This window comes from uncultured Aquimarina sp. (assembly GCF_947492965.1).
Taxonomy (GTDB): Bacteria; Bacteroidota; Bacteroidia; order Flavobacteriales; family Flavobacteriaceae; genus Aquimarina.
Genome location: NZ_CANLOZ010000012.1, coordinates 14541 through 31244 on the forward strand (window position 1 = coordinate 14541; position 16704 = coordinate 31244).

Consider the following 16704-nt stretch of genomic DNA (forward strand, 5'->3'; position numbering starts at 1 on the left):
ACTTTATTTTGTGGTATTAAATTGATGGGTAACCCATTGCTGACCCCAATTTTCTTTTTCCTCTGTACTCCATAGATTAGGAAAAAACATAATTCTTTGAAAACTTGGGGGTAGAAACTTTTTCCAGTTAGTTCCTCCTGTAGCCAATACCTCACCTTTATCTCTGTTAAGATACCTGTAGGCGGCTCCCATATGCATCAATAACCAATTAATATTTACATTGATGTCAAAAGTACGCAATGCATTAATAAGGTGCACATTATTTTGCTCTTTTTCTGGAAGTTCCAGATATCTATGGTAAATGGTACTCTGTTTTACTTGATGCGCAATTCGCATCATTCTTGGAGTATAACGATATTCAAATTGTTTGAGCGTTAAGGTCTTTTCGCCTGTTTTTATGTCTGTTGCTCCGGATTTCCAATATAAATGTTCGTAAACATCTTCTAAGGGATCGTCTTCAGAAAATTGTGCTCTTTCTTTGGCATTTACAAGATTTACCAAAGGAGTTGCGTATATTTCAATCATTCTAAATTGAACCGACTGAAATCCACTAGCTGGTAATAAAGACATTCGGTACTTTAGGAATTGATCCTTATCCATTCCTTTAATCATCACATCAAAAGAGTCGATCAATACTCTAAAATACCTGTTGATTCGATCTAATTTTTTGGTAAAAAACTCAGCTGTTTGTAATTTGTCATCAATGATCTGTTTTAGTTCGTGTATAATCAACTTAAAATACAATTCAGTGATCTGATGATACATGATGAAGATTTCTTCATCAGGAAAGTGAGTTCGAGGTATTTGTAAACTTAGTAAGGTATCTAAATGGATATAATCCCAATACGTGAGGTATCGATCATGCAAAAGACCATCTAGATAAGATCCTAAATCTTGACCAGAGTTTTTAAATTTCTTTTCGAGTTGCTTTATTTTTTCAGCAATTTCTGGTTGTATGGATTCGTCCATTAATCTATAACAATTTTAAGAGGATGTTTCAATCCTTTATACGCTATCAAATCTGCATTAATAGATCCTACCAGAATGTCTGCTTTTATTCGAATTGGCATACGATTATCGTCATCACTTACCCATACCGTTAGACTTTCTTCTTCTTTAAAAACTCGTTCTGCCTGAACTATTGGACGAAATTTTAAACAGCGTATTTTGTTACCATTCATTTTTACTGTTTCTCTTCCTAAAAAGCGTAGCTTGAACAAGTAGTTTTCATTATCGAAAAACATATTTACAAATTGTTCATCGCCAACTTTAAGCGAAGATACGTCAATATTATTTCTTAAATAATAAAAGGAAGACATCATATCCTGTATGTTGTCTTTAATGGTAAACGTATTTTTGGTATTATACTTTTTGTTAAAAACTAGAGCCTTTTTGCTTTCGTGATCAAAGTCAATTTCTATGTCTTTGATATGTCCTCCCTCATTTATTTTACGAATAAAACGATAAGGTTTTACTTCATTTCTGTCTATATAAGTTTCATAGTAATCTTCTACTTTAAAAAACACACTTAAAAGTCCAGATGATTTTCCGGTACCAACAATATGATGTACTGGCTTTCCTTTAAACATTTCATTCTTTACTTCTAAGGTTGCATAGCTGGCTGTAAAGACTCCATATCTGATTTTAAATTTAAACCATTCTCCATCATCAAAAGACTTATGACTATCCTGAGCGTTTAAGATACATGTCGATAAGACAACCAATAAAAGAATATATCTTTTCATAACTAATTTTTGGGTGTTGTTTAATTGCATATAGGCACTACTAATGAGACTTTTACAATATCCGTTCCAAAAGTACTACATAATATAAACAGATAAAAGCAAGGAGTATTACTAAATATTGAAAAAAAAGTAATAAAAAAGAGAGCCACCACAGCTCTCTTTTACTTTTATTAACCAACTAAAAACTTAAATTATGAGAATAATTATTGTTTTTGGTATAAGCGGTAACCACTCCGCTTATAATACAAACATCCGCTTTTTTTGCATAATTATCAAACGAAAACGTTTTTTTATTATGATATTTAACAAAAATTTAGGCAGAAATCCATTATTTTTCAATAATCTCAATTTATTAACATAGCTTAACTAAAATGTTCAAAGGAAATTGACGAAAAATCTGAATTTATAAAGTACCTCTTTGTTCTTGCTCTCTTTCGATAGCCTCGAACAATGCTTTAAAGTTTCCTTTTCCAAAAGATTGAGCTCCTTTTCGTTGAATAATTTCGAAAAACATTGTTGGACGATCAAGAACAGGTTTGGTAAAAATCTGTAATAAATACCCTTCATCATCACGGTCTATTAAAATACCTAGTTCCTTTAAAGGTTCTAGATCTTCATCAATTTCGCCAACTCTATCCAAAACGGTCTCATAATAGGTAGCAGGTACTGTTAAAAACTCTACACCTCTATCCCGAAGAGAAGATACTGTTTCAATGATGTTATCAGTGGCCAAAGCCATATGTTGTACACCTGCACCGTTATAGAAATCGATATATTCTTCTATCTGAGATTTTTTTCTTCCTTCAGCGGGTTCGTTAATCGGAAATTTAATTCTTCCATTTCCATTACTCATTACCTTACTCATCAAAGCTGTGTATTCTGTAGAAATATCTTTATCATCAAAAGATACTAATTGTGCAAACCCCATAACTTTTGCATAAAACTCGCACCACTTATTCATTTCGTTCCATCCTACATTTCCAACCATATGGTCAATATATTTCAGACCAGTATCTTTGGTAGTGTAAGGTTTGTCCCAAGCTTTATATCCTGGAAGAAAAGCTCCGTTGTAATTTTTGCGTTCCACAAATATGTGAACAGTTTCTCCATAAGTGTGTATACCAGAAAAGACAACAGTACCATCTTTATCTTCTTTAGTAGTAGGTTTCATGTAAGATTCTGCTCCTCTTTTGGTGGTTTCTTCGTAGCTTTTTGTAGCATCATCAACCCAAAGTGCAACTACTTTTACACCATCTCCATGAGCATTGATATGTTTGTTGATTTCTCCATCTGGTTGTAATGGTGAAGTGAGAACAAGGGTGATTTTATCTTGTCTTAGAACATATGAAACGCGATCCTTTAAACCTGTTTCCAATCCTGCATATGCAATAGGTTGAAAACCCCAAGCAGTTTGATAGTAATAAGCAGCTTGCTTGGCATTACCTACATAAAGCTCTACATAATCAGTACCTAAAAGTGGTAAGAAGTCTTCTGCGTCTGGGATTATTTTTTCTAAATTTTGTGAGGTTATATTTGTTGACATAATATTGTTTTAAATTTTAATTAGAAATTTTTGGGTGTACCTTCTTTGATTCAGATTTTTTGATTTCCAAATACTTTTTACACTACCACATTGCCCTTAGATGGGCAGAAATATCTATTCTATAATTCAACATAAAGACCTAAACATAAATTATTCTAACCAAGATTTATGATAATCTTCGTCGGCTATTTTCATTGCTTCTTTAGTAACCATAAGAGGTTTAAAAGTATCTACCATAACAGCTAGTTCATCTGTTTTGGTTTTTCCAATACTTCTTTCTACCGCTCCAGGATGTGGTCCGTGCGGAATTCCTGCGGGATGTAAAGAAATATGTCCTGCTGCAATATCGTTTCTACTCATAAAATCACCATCTACATAGTATAAAACTTCATCACTATCTATGTTACTATGGTTGTAGGGAGCAGGAATACTTTCTGGATGGTAATCGTACAATCTTGGAACAAACGAACACACTACAAAGGCATCTGTTTCGAACGTTTGGTGTACTGGTGGTGGTTGATGAATTCTTCCGGTAATTGGTTCGAAATCATGAATAGAAAATGCATACGGGAAATTAAATCCGTCATATCCTACGACATCAAAAGGATGTGTAGCATAAATCATATCAAAAATTTCGTCTTGCTTTTTTACTTTGATCAGAAAATCACCTTTTTCATCATTACTTTCTAGTTCATAAGGAGCACGAAGATCACGCTCGCAAAAAGGAGAATGTTCTAATAATTGCCCAAACCAATTTCTATATCTCTTTGGAGTGTAAATAGGTCTTCTGGATTCAACAATAAATAAACGATTGTCCGAGGTGTCAAAATCTAATTTGTAAATCGTTCCTCTGGGTATTAGGATATAATCTCCATACTTAAAATCAATATTTCCAAGATGACTTCTAAATTTACCGGTTCCTCTATGAACAAAAATTAATTCATCTGCATCCGTGTTTTTATAAAAGTACTCAGAGGTAGATTCTTGTGGAGAAGACAGAATAATACTTACATCGCTATTAGTAAGTACATTTTTTCTACTTTCTAAATAATCTTTTTCTGGATGTACTTTAAACCCGTGTAATCGATATGATTTGATGTTATTATGAATGGCAATTTCGGGAGCTACACTATAGCTTCCTTTAATTTCTTTTACTTGAGTAGGTCGATGATGATGATATAGATTGGTAGACATTCCATCGAATCCAATTGTTCCGAATAATTGTTCGTAATAAAGATTTCCATCTGGTTTTCTAAAGATGGTATGTCTTTTAGGTGGTATAGTACCCAAAGAGTGATAAAAAGGCATGATTTTTAAGATTATATTGTTAACTAATAAGTTTGAAAAAGTAATGCAATAGTAATCTGATACCTTATTCCGGATTACGTTTAATAAGGTAGTGTAAAAGCAATAATAAATCCTGCCAATACAAAGTCATAGTATTACAAATATCGTAAATATTTATTTTCTTTTATGGTAATTCTTACTAAAACCAGAAACCAATACTAAAATACCATTCTCCTTCTTTTTGTTCTGGAGAATATGAATATTTAACTTGGATAGGACCTGCAAAAGTTTCTAAGCCATAACCTAAGGCATATCCAGAATATTCTGGAGATTCAAACCAACCTCCATTATCAAATAACCTTGTCCCCACATTGGCATAATTTGCTGCTATATTGAGATGATTTTTTGGAAATATTTCATAATCCAGGGACATATTTGCTTTAATAAAGCTGTCGCCAACAATACTTAAGAAATCATAACCATAAAATGGGATATTATTGTTAATCATTCTTGCACCAAAACCTCCAACAAAAAAGTTAAGACTTCTGATGTTTTGTTCCTCCCATCGATTACCAGCACTTAATCCAAGGTTAACCGAAGTTTTATTAAGAAGTTTAAAGGCATAACCAAAATCAGCTTTGGCAATTACAAAATTACTATCCTGACTATTTGGGTTATCATCAATCAAATAATAATTAATATTTCCATCAAAGAAAAAACCCGAAGAAGGAAAATACTTGTTGTCGTAACTGTCAAATTTTAAATAGGACAAAACACTCCAATAATTACTATTGTCAAAAACCACTCGTGGTAATTGATCTTCATCCTCTCCAATAGTTTCTGAAATAAGTCTAAATCTTCTATATTCTGCACCAAGACCTAAAGAAAAGGTCTGGTTTAGAAGTGTTTCAGCATAAACTTGTGTTTTGAAATCTAAATAATCTAAGTTGATTTTATTTACTTCGATATCTGGCAAATTAAAATCTTCTCTTACCAATTCGTATGCTACGTTTCTATTAAACCTATTGAGACTGTTTTTGACACCAATACTCCAATAAAAACCTTTGTCTATATAATAATCTAGGTTGTATCTTATATTGTCTCCTAATGCAACATCTAATGAAAGAACATCATTGTTAAATAGTAGACTTTTTTTAGTAAAGTTTACCAAGGCTGCGGTTTGATATAAATCATCATAATGTAGCGCGAACCTCAATAGCATAGTGTTATCTGATTCTTTCACGTTAAGAACTAGTTCTTTACCGTCTTCTTTGTCTATTAAACGATGACTGACTCTATCAAAATTTCCTGTAGCAGATAGGTTATTGATGCCTTCATACAACTTTTGATAAGTGGTAAGTTTGGGGTTTTTTAGTTTTAGTTTAAGCTTCCCTTTTATATAGGATCTGGTATAGCGTTCGTTTCCATAAATTACCAAGCTATTTATAAGAAGTGTGTCTGAGTTTTTAGGAATTACAGTTCTAGGTTTTGATGATTTCTGCAGTCTTTTTATAGCTCTTAATTTTTCGTAATTCTCAAATGCCGCTTTTTCTCCATTGGCAATAATTTTATCAGCTTGGTCAAATGATATTAAGTTAAAATCCGTAATAGAAGGTTTTACATACACATCCGTTTCGGGTTTTTTAGTTTTCATGGCATTGATCGTCCTGAAATTACTGATTTGTAACATGATGTTCGTAACCGAGGTAAGTTGATTACGTGGGATAAGACTATCCTGTACATCTATACCAATTACAATATCAGCTCCTTTTGCGCGGATTTCTTTAATAGGATAGTTATTAGAAACTCCACCATCGGTCATTAAAACTCCATCTAATTCTATGGGACTAAAAATAGAAGGTAATGCGCCACTTGCTGAAACTGCTTCGGGTAGATAACCTTTGTCTAATAAAATTTGCTCTCCAGTAGCAATATTTGTAGACATACAGAAAAAAGGAATAGGAAGTTTGCTAAAGTCATCTATTTCATGGACATGAGATGTTAATCGAGCAAATTCATTAAAAAAATTCTGTCCTTTGGATAACCCTTGCGGCAATCCAATTTTAAAATCATCAAATGGTAATGTTAATGCATATTTTTCAGAATCTTCGCGTTCATAGAAGGTTTTTGCTTTTCTTGGTAAATCATCCTGAATTAATACATTAAAATCAACTGTTTTAAAAATAGAGTCTAATTCTTTGGCATTATATCCAGAGGCGTATAAAGACCCTATAATGGCACCCATGCTTGTTCCTCCGATATAATCTATTCTTATTCCGGCTTCTTCGATTACTTTTAAAGCTCCGATATGAGCAAGTCCTTTGGCACCACCTCCACTTAGTACTAATCCAACTTTAACATCTTGATCTTCCTTAATATTAGAAACAATAGAATCATTTACTTCTTGCGAGGATATATTTTTGGAAGCAAAAAGTAGAGTAATCAGCAATGATATGTTTAGGATCTTATTTGAGGTACTCCAGATCAAAGGTTTATTCTTTTTTAGAAAGATAGTAATTATACACTTTGGTTGCGCGAGAATTACCAACTACTTCTACAAGTTCTTTTTTTGTGGCTTCGCGTATTCGTTTTACTGATCTAAAATGTTTCAGTAATTCTACAACAGTTTTTTCTCCAATTCCTGGGATGGTATCAAGTTCTGTGTCTAAAGCAGCTTTACTTCTTTTTTGTCTGTGAAAAGTAATTCCAAAACGGTGCGCCTCATTTCTGAGATGCTGAATAATTTTTAAAGATTCTGATTTCTTATCTAGATATAATGGTATCGAATCACCAGGATAATAGATCTCTTCTAATCTTTTAGCAATTCCAATAATGGTTATTTTTCCTCTTAGATCTAAACTTTCCAAAGCTTTTAATCCAGAAGACAATTGCCCTTTTCCACCATCTACAATCACAAGTTGTGGTAATGGTTGCTCTTCATCTAGCAGTCTTTTATATCTTCGGTAAACTACTTCTTCCATAGAAGCAAAATCATTAGGTCCTTCTACTGTTTTGATATTAAATTTTCGATATTCTTTTTTGCTAGGCTTCCCATTTTTAAAGACTACACAAGCTGCGACTGGATTGGTTCCTTGGATGTTAGAATTATCAAAACATTCGATATGTCTTGGTTCTTCAGGTAGTCGAAGATCTTTTTTCATTTGAGCCATTAATCGTTTTACATGTCGATCTGGATCTATGATTTTAATTTGTTTAAATCGCTCTTGTCTATAATATTTGGCATTACGTAATGATAAGTCTACAATTTTCTTTTTATCACCAAGCTGAGGAATTGTAATTTTTAGATCTTCGCCCAAATCCACATCAATGGGTACAAATATTTCTTTAGATCTCGAATTAAATCGTTGTCTTAATTCGATGATAGCAAGTTCTAGTAGTTCTTTATCAGTTTCTTCTAACTTCTTTTTAATTTCGGTAGTATGAGATCTTATGATAGATCCATAGGATAATTGAAGAAAATTGACATAGCCATAGGATTCATCAGAAATAATAGAAAACACGTCTACATTGCTAATTTTTGGATTCACCACAGTAGATTTCGCTTGGTATTTTTCTAAAACTTCAATTTTTTCTTTTATCCGTTGTGCATCTTCAAATTCCATTTTTTCGGCATGCATCACCATTTGTTTACGAAACCTATTCAGAGAATCTTTAAAATTACCTTTTACAATTTGTCTGATGGCCTCAATATTTTCATGATACTCTTTTTCATCTTGTAATCCTTCACAAGGTCCTTTACAATTTCCTAAATGATATTCGAGACATACTTTATATTTACCACTTTCAATTTTTTGCTGGGATAGATCATAATTACAGGTTCTTAGTTGATAGAGCCCTTTAATAAGATCTAATAAGGTATTTACTGTTTTAAAATTTGTATAAGGTCCAAAATACTCAGAACCATCTTTTATAAGGGTTCGAGTAGGAAATACTCTTGGAAAACGTTCTTTTTTAATGCAAATCCAAGGATACGTTTTGTCATCCTTGAGCATTACATTAAAACGAGGTTGATGTTTTTTAATGAGGTTGTTTTCTAATAGTAATGCATCGGTCTCCGTTTCTACAACAATATGACGTATAGTACAGATCTTTTTAACCAATACCTTTGTCTTATAATTATCGTGATTTTTGGTAAAGTATGAAGTAACTCTTTTTTTGAGGTTTTTTGCTTTTCCAACATATAATAAGGTGTCATCTTTATCGTAATATTGATAAACTCCTGGCCCTGTTGGTAAAGTTTTAAGTTGTATTTCTAGTGAGGGTTGTTGCATATTCTAAATGTAAATTTAATGCTTTGTTAGCATTAATAAATACGGTTCATAATATTATTATGTTAAAAACGAGAAATGAATTTAAGTATTAAAAGTGTTATCCTATAAAATGAATCTGGTTTTTTATTACTTTAGTATTTATATTGTTTTAAAGGTACTTTTTTGAAAGATCAGAAAAAAATAATTGGAAGAACAGATAAGGTGGATTTTCCGCTTTTAGATTTGTGCGACATCGATGTAAAAGTCGATACTGGTGCGTACACTTCATCCATTCATTGTAAAGAGATTAAAGAAGTCGGTCAAATTTTAGAATGTCGCTTTTTGGATCCTACTCATCCAGAGTATAATGGTAAAAAATTCACTTTTAAGAATTATGATATTACTGCTGTAAAAAGTAGCAATGGAAAAGTAGAAGTGAGGTATGCTATTAGAACTAAAATCACATTATTTAATAATACAAACCCTATAACACTAACATTATCTTCTCGAGACGATATGCGTTTTCCAGTTTTAATTGGACGTAAATTTCTTAGTGGAAAATTTTTGGTAGATCCGCAATTAGAAGATCAGTCTTATAATCTAAAATCCAAATGAATATAAAAATTTTATCCCGCAGTGCTAGTTTGTATTCTACTGATGCATTAGTTCAGGCGGCGATTAAGCGAAAGCATAATGTACAAGTCATTGATCCTTTAAATTGTGATATTATTATTGAGAAGAAAAAGCCTGAGATTTATTATCGTGGTAAGAAACTGGATCATGTAGATGCAGTAATTCCACGAATAGGATCTTCCATTACTTTTTACGGTACAGCAGTAGTGAGGCAATTCGAAATGATGAATGTTTTTACTACCGTACAATCACAAGCTCTGGTAAATTCCAGAGATAAATTACGAAGTCTTCAGATTCTATCTAAAGCTGGTTTGGGATTACCAAAAACCGTATTTACAAATTACTCCAAAGATGTTTCGGAAGTGATTTCCCATGTAGGAGGAGCACCGTTAATTATAAAATTACTTGAGGGTACACAAGGTCTAGGGGTTGTTTTGGCAGAAACTAAAACGGCAGCAGAATCGGTGTTGGAAGCTTTTAATGGTTTGCAAGCAAGAGTAATTGTTCAGGAATATATCAAGGAAGCTAAGGGAGCAGATATTCGGGTATTGGTAGTAGATGGTCAGGTAGTAGGCGCGATGAAAAGACAAGGTAAAGAAGGTGAGTTCCGATCCAATCTTCATAGAGGAGGAAGTGCGAAGATTATTCAGTTATCCGATGAGGAAGAGAACGCAGCTATAAAAGCAGCGAAAGCTTTAAAACTTGGTGTAGCAGGAGTAGATATGCTTCAGAGCGAAAGAGGCCCTTTAATTTTAGAAGTGAATTCCTCTCCAGGATTAGAAGGAATCCAAACAGCTACTGGTAAAGATATCGCAAAATCAATTATTCGATTTATAGAACGAAGTGTTTAGAATTACATGAAAAAGATTAAAGAAAAAGATGTGCTAAACATCTTAGGTGAAAATATTCCACTAGGCACTAGTAAGACAATTAACTTTAATATAGCTAAACTTTATACATCTACTAAAGTAGAAATACCGATAATAATAGAGCGTTCCAAATATTCAGGTCCTACCGTTTTGATTACAGCAGGAATTCACGGAGATGAAATTAATGGTGTAGAGATCGTAAGACAAATTATTTCTAAAAAAATCAACAAACCAGTTAAAGGAACTATTATTTGTATTCCTCTGCTTAATGTTTTTGGTTTTTTAAGTATGAATCGTTTTTTTCCAGATGGAAGGGATCTTAATCGAGTATTTCCTGGTACTAAGAATGGTTCTTTGGCAAGTCGTTTTGCATATCAGTTTGTCAACGAGATTTTACCAGTAGCAGATTTTTGTTTGGATTTTCATACTGGTGGAGGCAGTAGGTTTAACGCTCCCCATATAAGAGTAGATGGAAAAAATAAAAGATTAATGGACATAGCAAAAGTCTTTAATGCTCCTTTTACTCTATTATCCAAAAATTTGGAGGGATCGTATCGTGGTACTTGTGCAAAAAAAGGAGTTGATATTTTATTATTCGAAGGAGGGAAATCCCAAAATAGTAATAGGGATATTGCCAAAGAAGGGGTTTTAGGAGTGATTAGAATACTTAATCATTTAGAAATGTTGAAACCTTCTGTAGAACTGCCAGACCCTGATAAAAAGGATACAATTATTGTAGAAAAAAGTTCTTGGATGCGAGCAAAATATAGCGGATTACTACATATTAAAATACCTTATGGGAAATTAGTCGAAAAAGGAGAGCATCTTGCTACAATCACAGATCCTTATGGTAAAATGAGACATGTGGTAAAGGCTCCAAATCAGGGTTATATTATTAATGTGAATGAAGCTCCTATTGTATATAAAGGAGATGCTATTTTTAGAATTACGACACAATTAGCTTCTTAGAAAGGATGAGTAAAAATGAATTGAGAGCAAAATACAAAGCGCTGAGGTCTAAGTTAGAAAATGATCAGATAGATGACCTTAGTTTAGATATTTCGAATCATTTACTACAGTTAGATATATGGGAAAAATCATTTTACCATATTTTTCTTTCCATTCAAAAACAGAAGGAAATTAACACAGAATTTATATTACATATTCTTCAGGGAAAGGATAAGAATATTGTGGTTTCTAAAAGTAGTTTTAAGGATAATAGTTTGGAGCATATGTTGCTCACGGATAATACTGTTCTAAAAGTAAATGATTGGGGGATTCCAGAACCGGTAGATGGCATTCCTATTCCAGAATCTAAGATTGATGTAGTTTTTGTACCTCTTTTGGCTTTTGATCAGCTAGGAAATAGAGTTGGTTATGGTAAAGGGTTTTATGATAAGTTTTTATCTAAATGTAGTCCTGAAACTATCAAAATAGGGCTTTCTTTTTTTTCTGCTGAAGAACTAATAGAAAACGTATTGCCAACTGACATAGCATTAGATTTTTGCGTTACACCACAAAAAATTTATGACTTCAATAAAAAATGAGAAGGCTAATACCTAATTGATGGAATGAAGCTAAAATGAATTTTAAGCTTCTTCTTTCTTAGGAAAAGCTTTCTTGTTAAAGACTAGTAATAAGAAAACACCGATACTAATTGCTGAATCTGCTATGTTAAAAACAGGATCGAAAAATGAAAAATGCTTTCCTCCCCAAAAAGGAATCCATTCAGGTAGGATGTCGTCATAAAACGTAAATTGTATCATATCTACGACTTTACCATAAAAAACACTTTCATAACCACCACCTTCGGGCATGAATTGTGCTATTTGTGTGGTAGTACTTTCGTTAAAAATAATACCGTAAAATATAGAATCAATAATATTACCAAATGCTCCGGCAAATATTAAGGCAATGCAAAAGGTTAAAATTTTAGGACTGTTTTTACGAACGGAATCATAAAGCCAATATCCAATACCAGTAATTGCCACTAATCTAAATAAAGTAAGTACGAGCTTACCATAATTACCTGGAAGTTCAAACCCCCAAGCCATACCCTTGTTTTCTACAAATACAATTCGAAACCAACTAAAAACAGGGACTTCTTCATGTAATGAAAAGTTAGTTTTGATATATATTTTGGAAATCTGATCAATTAGCAGAACCACGATAATGACTAAAATAGATTTCTTTAAAGACATAAATTTCTTTGATTTCGGAATAGTGACGGACAAAAATAGTGTTTTATTTTGTTTTGTAGACACTTATATTTCCTGTTATGGATTTTAGCTCAATTTGATGCTTTCCAGAAATTTTATCCGAGGAAATCACACCGGATTTTGTTACCGCTTTGACCTTTGCATTTTTTGTGTGGAGTTCGATATTTCCTGCCAAGGTGTTGATTACAGCATTTCCTGTAAAATTTTGTATTAAACAATCTCCAGAACTTAGTTCTACAAATAATGATTTTAATGAACCATTTAAGTCTAAAGACGCCAGTTTTGAGGTAATAGTAGTATCTAAATAACTCGGCAACTGTATCTTAACTTTTAGGGCTATCACCTTATGTGCGCTTAATTTATCATTATGTTTTTCGGAAAATGGTTGGATATCATCCTCTATAAACAAGGTGTTCTGAGTGCGTTTTACGTTGATTAGTACATTGTTTTGATATTCACCTTCTGAAATGGCACTAACGATAACTTTATTTTCGGAGGTATTAATAACTTCTATCTGAAAAGTATTGTCCAAGACAATAAAGATTTCAGATATATCTGTTACATCAATTGTTTTATCAAAGGTGGATTGGGATAATCCTGTTATCCAAAATAATTGTAGTACAAAAAAAGAAAAAAGCCGCCTCATACATTTCCAAGGTAGCTTTTTTCTTGATGCAATCAGTATTGCTAAACTTTAATTTTTGATGTTTTACTGTGTTGTTTTGTAAGTATCTTACAATCAGTGTTTTTGTAAAGAAGGTCGACTATTGTTTTCGTATAAAAATATCACCACTTACAGTTTTGAGTTCCAATTCACTTTTAATATCTCCAAAAGTTCCGGTTACTTTACTACCTACAACTCGATTTTTTCCTTGATCAAACTCTAAATCTTTATCTGAATAGATCATTCCTGTAACAGTTTCTGCTCTAAGTCTCGACTTGGCAATGTGCACATCGATAGTACCACTGATTGTTTTAAGAGTTAAATCTCCTTGATACTTTTTGATATCTATATTTCCGCTAATGATATCTATTTCAAGCTCACCTCTATAGTTTTCAGAAGCTACACTTCCTGAGATGCTTTTAACACGTAAACTCATATTCTCTGGGATATACAGAGTATAGTTGGCATCCATCTCTAAGTTATTGCAAGGTCCCCAATTACCTTTTTTATTTTTATTCCATTTTTTGAATAAATCACCATAACTAGATTCGATATTTAAAACAGAAGAGGAGTTGTCTATAGTAAGTTCGAAATAATCATTAAACTCTCCATCGTTAATGTCTACTTCTGCTTTTACATATACGTTGCTTTTATCCCAAGTTTTAATGACGATATCATCAGCGAACTTGAATTCTATACGAATTTGATCAGAAGACGTTGTTATTTCTTTTTCAATTACTTTTTGTGCATTTGTTTGAATAGCTATGAAACAAAATGCGATAAGGATTACTAAATTTTTCATGATTATTGATTTTTTGATTGATGTTTGACCTCTTTATTGTTTTCTTAGGTAAATATTTCCGGTGGAAGATCTAAGGCTAATTTCTACACCACCATTGTTAAGTTCAGTTTTTATTGTTCTTTTACCGCTAACTAGTTTCATATCGCTTTCTGGAACTGGAAATTTTATATCGAAATCTGTAAAAATTTCTCCCATAGTTGTTTTGAGTTCCAAATTTGCTGCTGTATTGGATGGAAGGCTAACATCAATGGCACCCGTAGCAGAAACTAATGAAATAGGAGAACTTTGGCTCACTTTGTCAAATACAATATTAATTTCTCCAGTGGCCGTTTTGGCTACGATAGGACCCGTTACATTTTTGAATGTAATGTTACCTACATTTGTTAAAGCTTCTATTTCCGAAGAAAATCCTTCTGCTACAATCCGTCCAAGATTGCTTTTTTCTATTTTAATATTGATACTTTTTGGAAGAAAGATTTCTAAAATACCAGTATAAGCACTTTTAAGATTTCTGATCACTAAGGTACCTCCTTCTTTTTGGACATATACTCCATATCCAGTATTATCGCTTCCACCTGCATAAACAGCTTTTAAGCCTCTAGCTTTTTCTGGCATCTTTCTTCCCTCTCCAACGATAATAAGTTCGTTTTTGTCGTGTGATTTGATGATCACACCTGATGCCGAACCAATAACAGCTGTTTTTACTCCTTGTAAAGATTGAGTATAGTTTTCTTGTGCTTTTAATTGTCCAATAGTAATAAAAAGTACTATTGCGATTGCTATATGTTTCATCTGTTCTTTTTTAATGTCTTTTGATTGAAATTTTAAATTAAATTAGGAAGACCAATGGTTACTTGATCTTTTACATAACTGGGTGTTTCTTCATTTTGAAGTAACTTTTCCATAGAAGGAACTGCGCGTTTTTCCTGAATGGAAACTAATATTTGAATTAATTCAATTTGCATGCCTGGATCTTTTTCAATATCCAAAGCGTCTATAAATGATTTACGAACCATTTCTGAGTCTGAGAACTTAGCCAGTGCTTCTGCTGCAGCCAGTCGCACATTGATATGATCGTCATAAAACATTTTATTTATTAAAGCTTTTAGTATATCATTACTAGGTTTTTCGAATTCTTCAGCATAGTTAACAGCTTGTAAACGCTTACTGGCAGATTCGTTTTCGATCAGTGATATAGTAACTTCTTGTTTTAGTTGTTTTTTTTCTTTTTGCAACACTGCCATTTCCTCATAAAATGATTCCTGATTTTGCTGCTTTCCGAAGAAGTATGCAGAAACTATTAATGCAATTGTAGCTGCAATCTGAATAACTGCTTTCCAATTCGATTTAGAAGGTTGATGTAATGAAACTACTTTTGGCTCTTGTAGTAAAGCTTTTTCGGTAAGTAGCATTTCTTCAAAACTAGTTTTAAGGCTTTGATCAGGTATTTCTTCTTTTTCATTTTCAATTCCCTTAAAAATTTGTTCTAATTCATTTAGGGATTCTTGGCAGTCAGGGCAAGAAGAAAGATGTGCTGTAATGGCATCATACTCTTTTGGATCGAGATTCTTATCGATATAATCGATCAACTTTTCTTCTATTTGTTTACAGTCCATATCCATGGTGTTATATATTTTGTAGGTAATGATCTTTTAGTTTATGAATCGCACGATGTACTTTGGTTTTTACTGCTCCAGTTGTAGAACCTGTTATTTCTGCAATCTCCTGATATTTGATTCCTTGATAACGACTCATGATCACTAATTCTCTATCACTCTTATTTAATTTTTTTAAAGCCTGGTTTAGTTGTTCTTTAATTTCGTCTTTTTCGATTCCGTTAGATCCTTCTTGTTCTGTTTTATATTCAATTTCATCCAATCGTTGATCCTTATTCTTTTTACTTTGATAATGATCAGAAAAAATATTTCTAGCGATCGTGTAAATCCAAGATGAAAACTTTCCTTTCTTATAAGATTTTCTATATTTGATTGCTTTATAGAAAACCTCTTGAGCAATATCCTGACTGGCATCTCTATCGTTCGTCATTTTTAGTAAAAAATTAAAGATTCTAATATGGTATCGTTCGAACAGGATACGCATCATATCTAAATTGTCTTCAGATACCAGAATCATTAATTCTTCATCAGTTAAATTTTTCAAGATGTTACTCTTTTTGGTTAGCTTCTATTATTAATACCTGTCTTTTTTAAAAAGGTTACATTAGGACATAAAAAAAATGCTTTCCAATTTGGAAAGCATTTTAAATGTACAATATTTTGATATTTATTTCTGCATATTCTTAGCTTCGATACTAAGTGTAGCATGCGGAACAAGCTTTAATCTTTCTGGGTTGATTAACTTTCCTGTTACTCTACAAATACCATATGTTTTGTTTTCAATACGTAGTAATGCGTTTTTTAAATCACGCACAAATTTCTCTTGTCTAATAGCCAACTGCGTATTTGCTTCTTTAGACATAGTCTCGCTTCCTTCTTCAAAAGCCTTGAATGTTGGGGAGGTATCATCTGTACCGTTGTTACCATCATTCTTGTAAGCGCTTCGAAGTAATTCCAAATCTTTCTTAGCTTTCTCCATCTTTTCCACAATGATTTCTTTAAACATTGCTAGATCGGAGTCACTGTACCTTACTTTTACATCTTCTGCCATACAA

Annotated in this window: 17 protein-coding genes; 4 read left to right on the forward strand and 13 right to left on the reverse strand. The window is 32.6% G+C overall.

From position 1 onward, the window contains the following. Positions 1 to 3 precede the first annotated feature (3 nt). The 6 genes from Q1B37_RS21545 to uvrC form a co-directional block, all read right to left on the reverse strand. Complete coding sequence (locus tag Q1B37_RS21545; protein ID WP_299902397.1) at positions 4 to 969, reverse strand: tryptophan 2,3-dioxygenase family protein; 966 nt, start codon at positions 967 to 969, stop codon at positions 4 to 6. Then, positions 969 to 1745 (reverse strand): DUF3108 domain-containing protein, encoded by a 777-nt coding sequence (locus tag Q1B37_RS21550; RefSeq protein WP_299604807.1) that lies wholly within the window; start codon positions 1743 to 1745, stop codon positions 969 to 971. Before Q1B37_RS21550 ends, Q1B37_RS21545 begins: the two co-directional genes overlap by 1 nt. A 403-nt stretch (positions 1746 to 2148) precedes the next feature. After that, a complete protein-coding gene (gene hppD, locus Q1B37_RS21555) occupies positions 2149 to 3288 on the reverse strand; it encodes a 4-hydroxyphenylpyruvate dioxygenase (protein WP_299902399.1) in 1140 nt (379 codons plus the stop codon). A 150-nt stretch (positions 3289 to 3438) separates the two neighbouring features. Next, complete coding sequence (locus Q1B37_RS21560) at positions 3439 to 4596, reverse strand: homogentisate 1,2-dioxygenase (RefSeq protein ID WP_299902401.1); 1158 nt, start codon at positions 4594 to 4596, stop codon at positions 3439 to 3441. 178 nt (positions 4597 to 4774) lie between these two features. Then, on the reverse strand, positions 4775 to 7024 hold the full coding sequence (locus tag Q1B37_RS21565; RefSeq protein WP_299902404.1) for a patatin-like phospholipase family protein: 2250 nt from the start codon (positions 7022 to 7024) through the stop codon (positions 4775 to 4777). Positions 7025 to 7067: 43 nt separating this feature from the next. Further along, entirely contained in the window at positions 7068 to 8867 is a 1800-nt protein-coding gene (uvrC, locus tag Q1B37_RS21570) for an excinuclease ABC subunit UvrC (RefSeq protein WP_299902407.1), read from the reverse strand. 162 nt (positions 8868 to 9029) lie between these two features. Between uvrC and Q1B37_RS21575 the strand changes: the two genes are divergently transcribed. The 4 genes from Q1B37_RS21575 to Q1B37_RS21590 are packed head-to-tail and all read left to right on the forward strand — an operon-like array spanning position 9030 to position 11895. After that, the gene (locus Q1B37_RS21575; RefSeq protein WP_299604819.1) at positions 9030 to 9461 is read left to right on the forward strand and encodes a RimK/LysX family protein; all 432 of its coding nucleotides are present in this window, start codon (positions 9030 to 9032) and stop codon (positions 9459 to 9461) included. Next, positions 9458 to 10330, forward strand: a complete 873-nt coding sequence (gene rimK / locus Q1B37_RS21580; protein ID WP_299902410.1) for a 30S ribosomal protein S6--L-glutamate ligase — start codon at positions 9458 to 9460, stop codon at positions 10328 to 10330. Before Q1B37_RS21575 ends, rimK begins: the two co-directional genes overlap by 4 nt. Positions 10331 to 10336: 6 nt before the next feature. Continuing rightward, positions 10337 to 11317, forward strand: coding sequence for a succinylglutamate desuccinylase/aspartoacylase family protein (locus tag Q1B37_RS21585; RefSeq protein WP_299902413.1), 981 nt, complete (start codon positions 10337 to 10339; stop codon positions 11315 to 11317). A 5-nt stretch (positions 11318 to 11322) separates the two neighbouring features. Next, positions 11323 to 11895 carry a 5-formyltetrahydrofolate cyclo-ligase gene (locus tag Q1B37_RS21590; RefSeq protein ID WP_299902416.1) on the forward strand — a complete coding sequence of 191 codons (573 nt, stop codon included), beginning with the start codon at positions 11323 to 11325 and terminating at the stop codon, positions 11893 to 11895. A gap of 42 nt (positions 11896 to 11937) precedes the next feature. Here Q1B37_RS21590 and Q1B37_RS21595 read toward each other — a convergent pair whose 3' ends face one another. From Q1B37_RS21595 to Q1B37_RS21625, 7 genes are all read right to left on the reverse strand, one after another. Next, positions 11938 to 12549: a lipoprotein signal peptidase gene (locus tag Q1B37_RS21595; RefSeq protein ID WP_299902419.1), complete on the reverse strand. Its 612-nt coding sequence runs from the start codon at positions 12547 to 12549 to the stop codon at positions 11938 to 11940. Between the two features lie 43 nt (positions 12550 to 12592). Beyond that, positions 12593 to 13213: a hypothetical protein gene (locus tag Q1B37_RS21600; protein ID WP_299902422.1), complete on the reverse strand. Its 621-nt coding sequence runs from the start codon at positions 13211 to 13213 to the stop codon at positions 12593 to 12595. Positions 13214 to 13331: 118 nt separating this feature from the next. Next, positions 13332 to 14033, reverse strand: coding sequence for a DUF4097 family beta strand repeat-containing protein (locus tag Q1B37_RS21605; protein WP_299902425.1), 702 nt, complete (start codon positions 14031 to 14033; stop codon positions 13332 to 13334). A gap of 33 nt (positions 14034 to 14066) precedes the next feature. Beyond that, positions 14067 to 14825, reverse strand: a complete 759-nt coding sequence (locus Q1B37_RS21610; protein ID WP_299604837.1) for a DUF4097 family beta strand repeat-containing protein — start codon at positions 14823 to 14825, stop codon at positions 14067 to 14069. Between the two features lie 32 nt (positions 14826 to 14857). Beyond that, a complete protein-coding gene (locus tag Q1B37_RS21615; protein ID WP_299902429.1) occupies positions 14858 to 15649 on the reverse strand; it encodes a HEAT repeat domain-containing protein in 792 nt (263 codons plus the stop codon). 10 nt (positions 15650 to 15659) lie between these two features. Further along, the gene (locus tag Q1B37_RS21620; protein ID WP_299902432.1) at positions 15660 to 16193 is read right to left on the reverse strand and encodes an RNA polymerase sigma factor; all 534 of its coding nucleotides are present in this window, start codon (positions 16191 to 16193) and stop codon (positions 15660 to 15662) included. Between the two features lie 123 nt (positions 16194 to 16316). Beyond that, positions 16317 to 16700 carry a TraR/DksA C4-type zinc finger protein gene (locus tag Q1B37_RS21625; RefSeq protein WP_299604843.1) on the reverse strand — a complete coding sequence of 128 codons (384 nt, stop codon included), beginning with the start codon at positions 16698 to 16700 and terminating at the stop codon, positions 16317 to 16319. Between the last annotated feature and the right edge of the window lie 4 nt (positions 16701 to 16704).

Excerpts from the sequence above, each read along its gene's own strand:
- Q1B37_RS21610 (WP_299604837.1), bottom strand. The coding sequence starts at position 14,825 with ATGAAACATATAGCAATCGCAATAGTACTTTTTATTACTATTGGACAA.
- Q1B37_RS21625 (WP_299604843.1), bottom strand. The coding sequence starts at position 16,700 with ATGGCAGAAGATGTAAAAGTAAGGTACAGTGACTCCGATCTAGCAATG.
- Q1B37_RS21600 (WP_299902422.1), bottom strand. The coding sequence starts at position 13,213 with ATGAGGCGGCTTTTTTCTTTTTTTGTACTACAATTATTTTGGATAACA.
- Q1B37_RS21595 (WP_299902419.1), bottom strand. The coding sequence starts at position 12,549 with ATGTCTTTAAAGAAATCTATTTTAGTCATTATCGTGGTTCTGCTAATT.
- Q1B37_RS21560 (WP_299902401.1), bottom strand. The coding sequence starts at position 4,596 with ATGCCTTTTTATCACTCTTTGGGTACTATACCACCTAAAAGACATACC.
- Q1B37_RS21545 (WP_299902397.1), bottom strand. The coding sequence starts at position 969 with ATGGACGAATCCATACAACCAGAAATTGCTGAAAAAATAAAGCAACTC.
- rimK (WP_299902410.1), top strand. The coding sequence starts at position 9,458 with ATGAATATAAAAATTTTATCCCGCAGTGCTAGTTTGTATTCTACTGAT.
- Q1B37_RS21550 (WP_299604807.1), bottom strand. The coding sequence starts at position 1,745 with ATGAAAAGATATATTCTTTTATTGGTTGTCTTATCGACATGTATCTTA.
- Q1B37_RS21615 (WP_299902429.1), bottom strand. The coding sequence starts at position 15,649 with ATGGACTGTAAACAAATAGAAGAAAAGTTGATCGATTATATCGATAAG.
- Q1B37_RS21590 (WP_299902416.1), top strand. The coding sequence starts at position 11,323 with ATGAGTAAAAATGAATTGAGAGCAAAATACAAAGCGCTGAGGTCTAAG.
- Q1B37_RS21585 (WP_299902413.1), top strand. The coding sequence starts at position 10,337 with ATGAAAAAGATTAAAGAAAAAGATGTGCTAAACATCTTAGGTGAAAAT.
- hppD (WP_299902399.1), bottom strand. The coding sequence starts at position 3,288 with ATGTCAACAAATATAACCTCACAAAATTTAGAAAAAATAATCCCAGAC.
- uvrC (WP_299902407.1), bottom strand. The coding sequence starts at position 8,867 with ATGCAACAACCCTCACTAGAAATACAACTTAAAACTTTACCAACAGGG.
- Q1B37_RS21605 (WP_299902425.1), bottom strand. The coding sequence starts at position 14,033 with ATGAAAAATTTAGTAATCCTTATCGCATTTTGTTTCATAGCTATTCAA.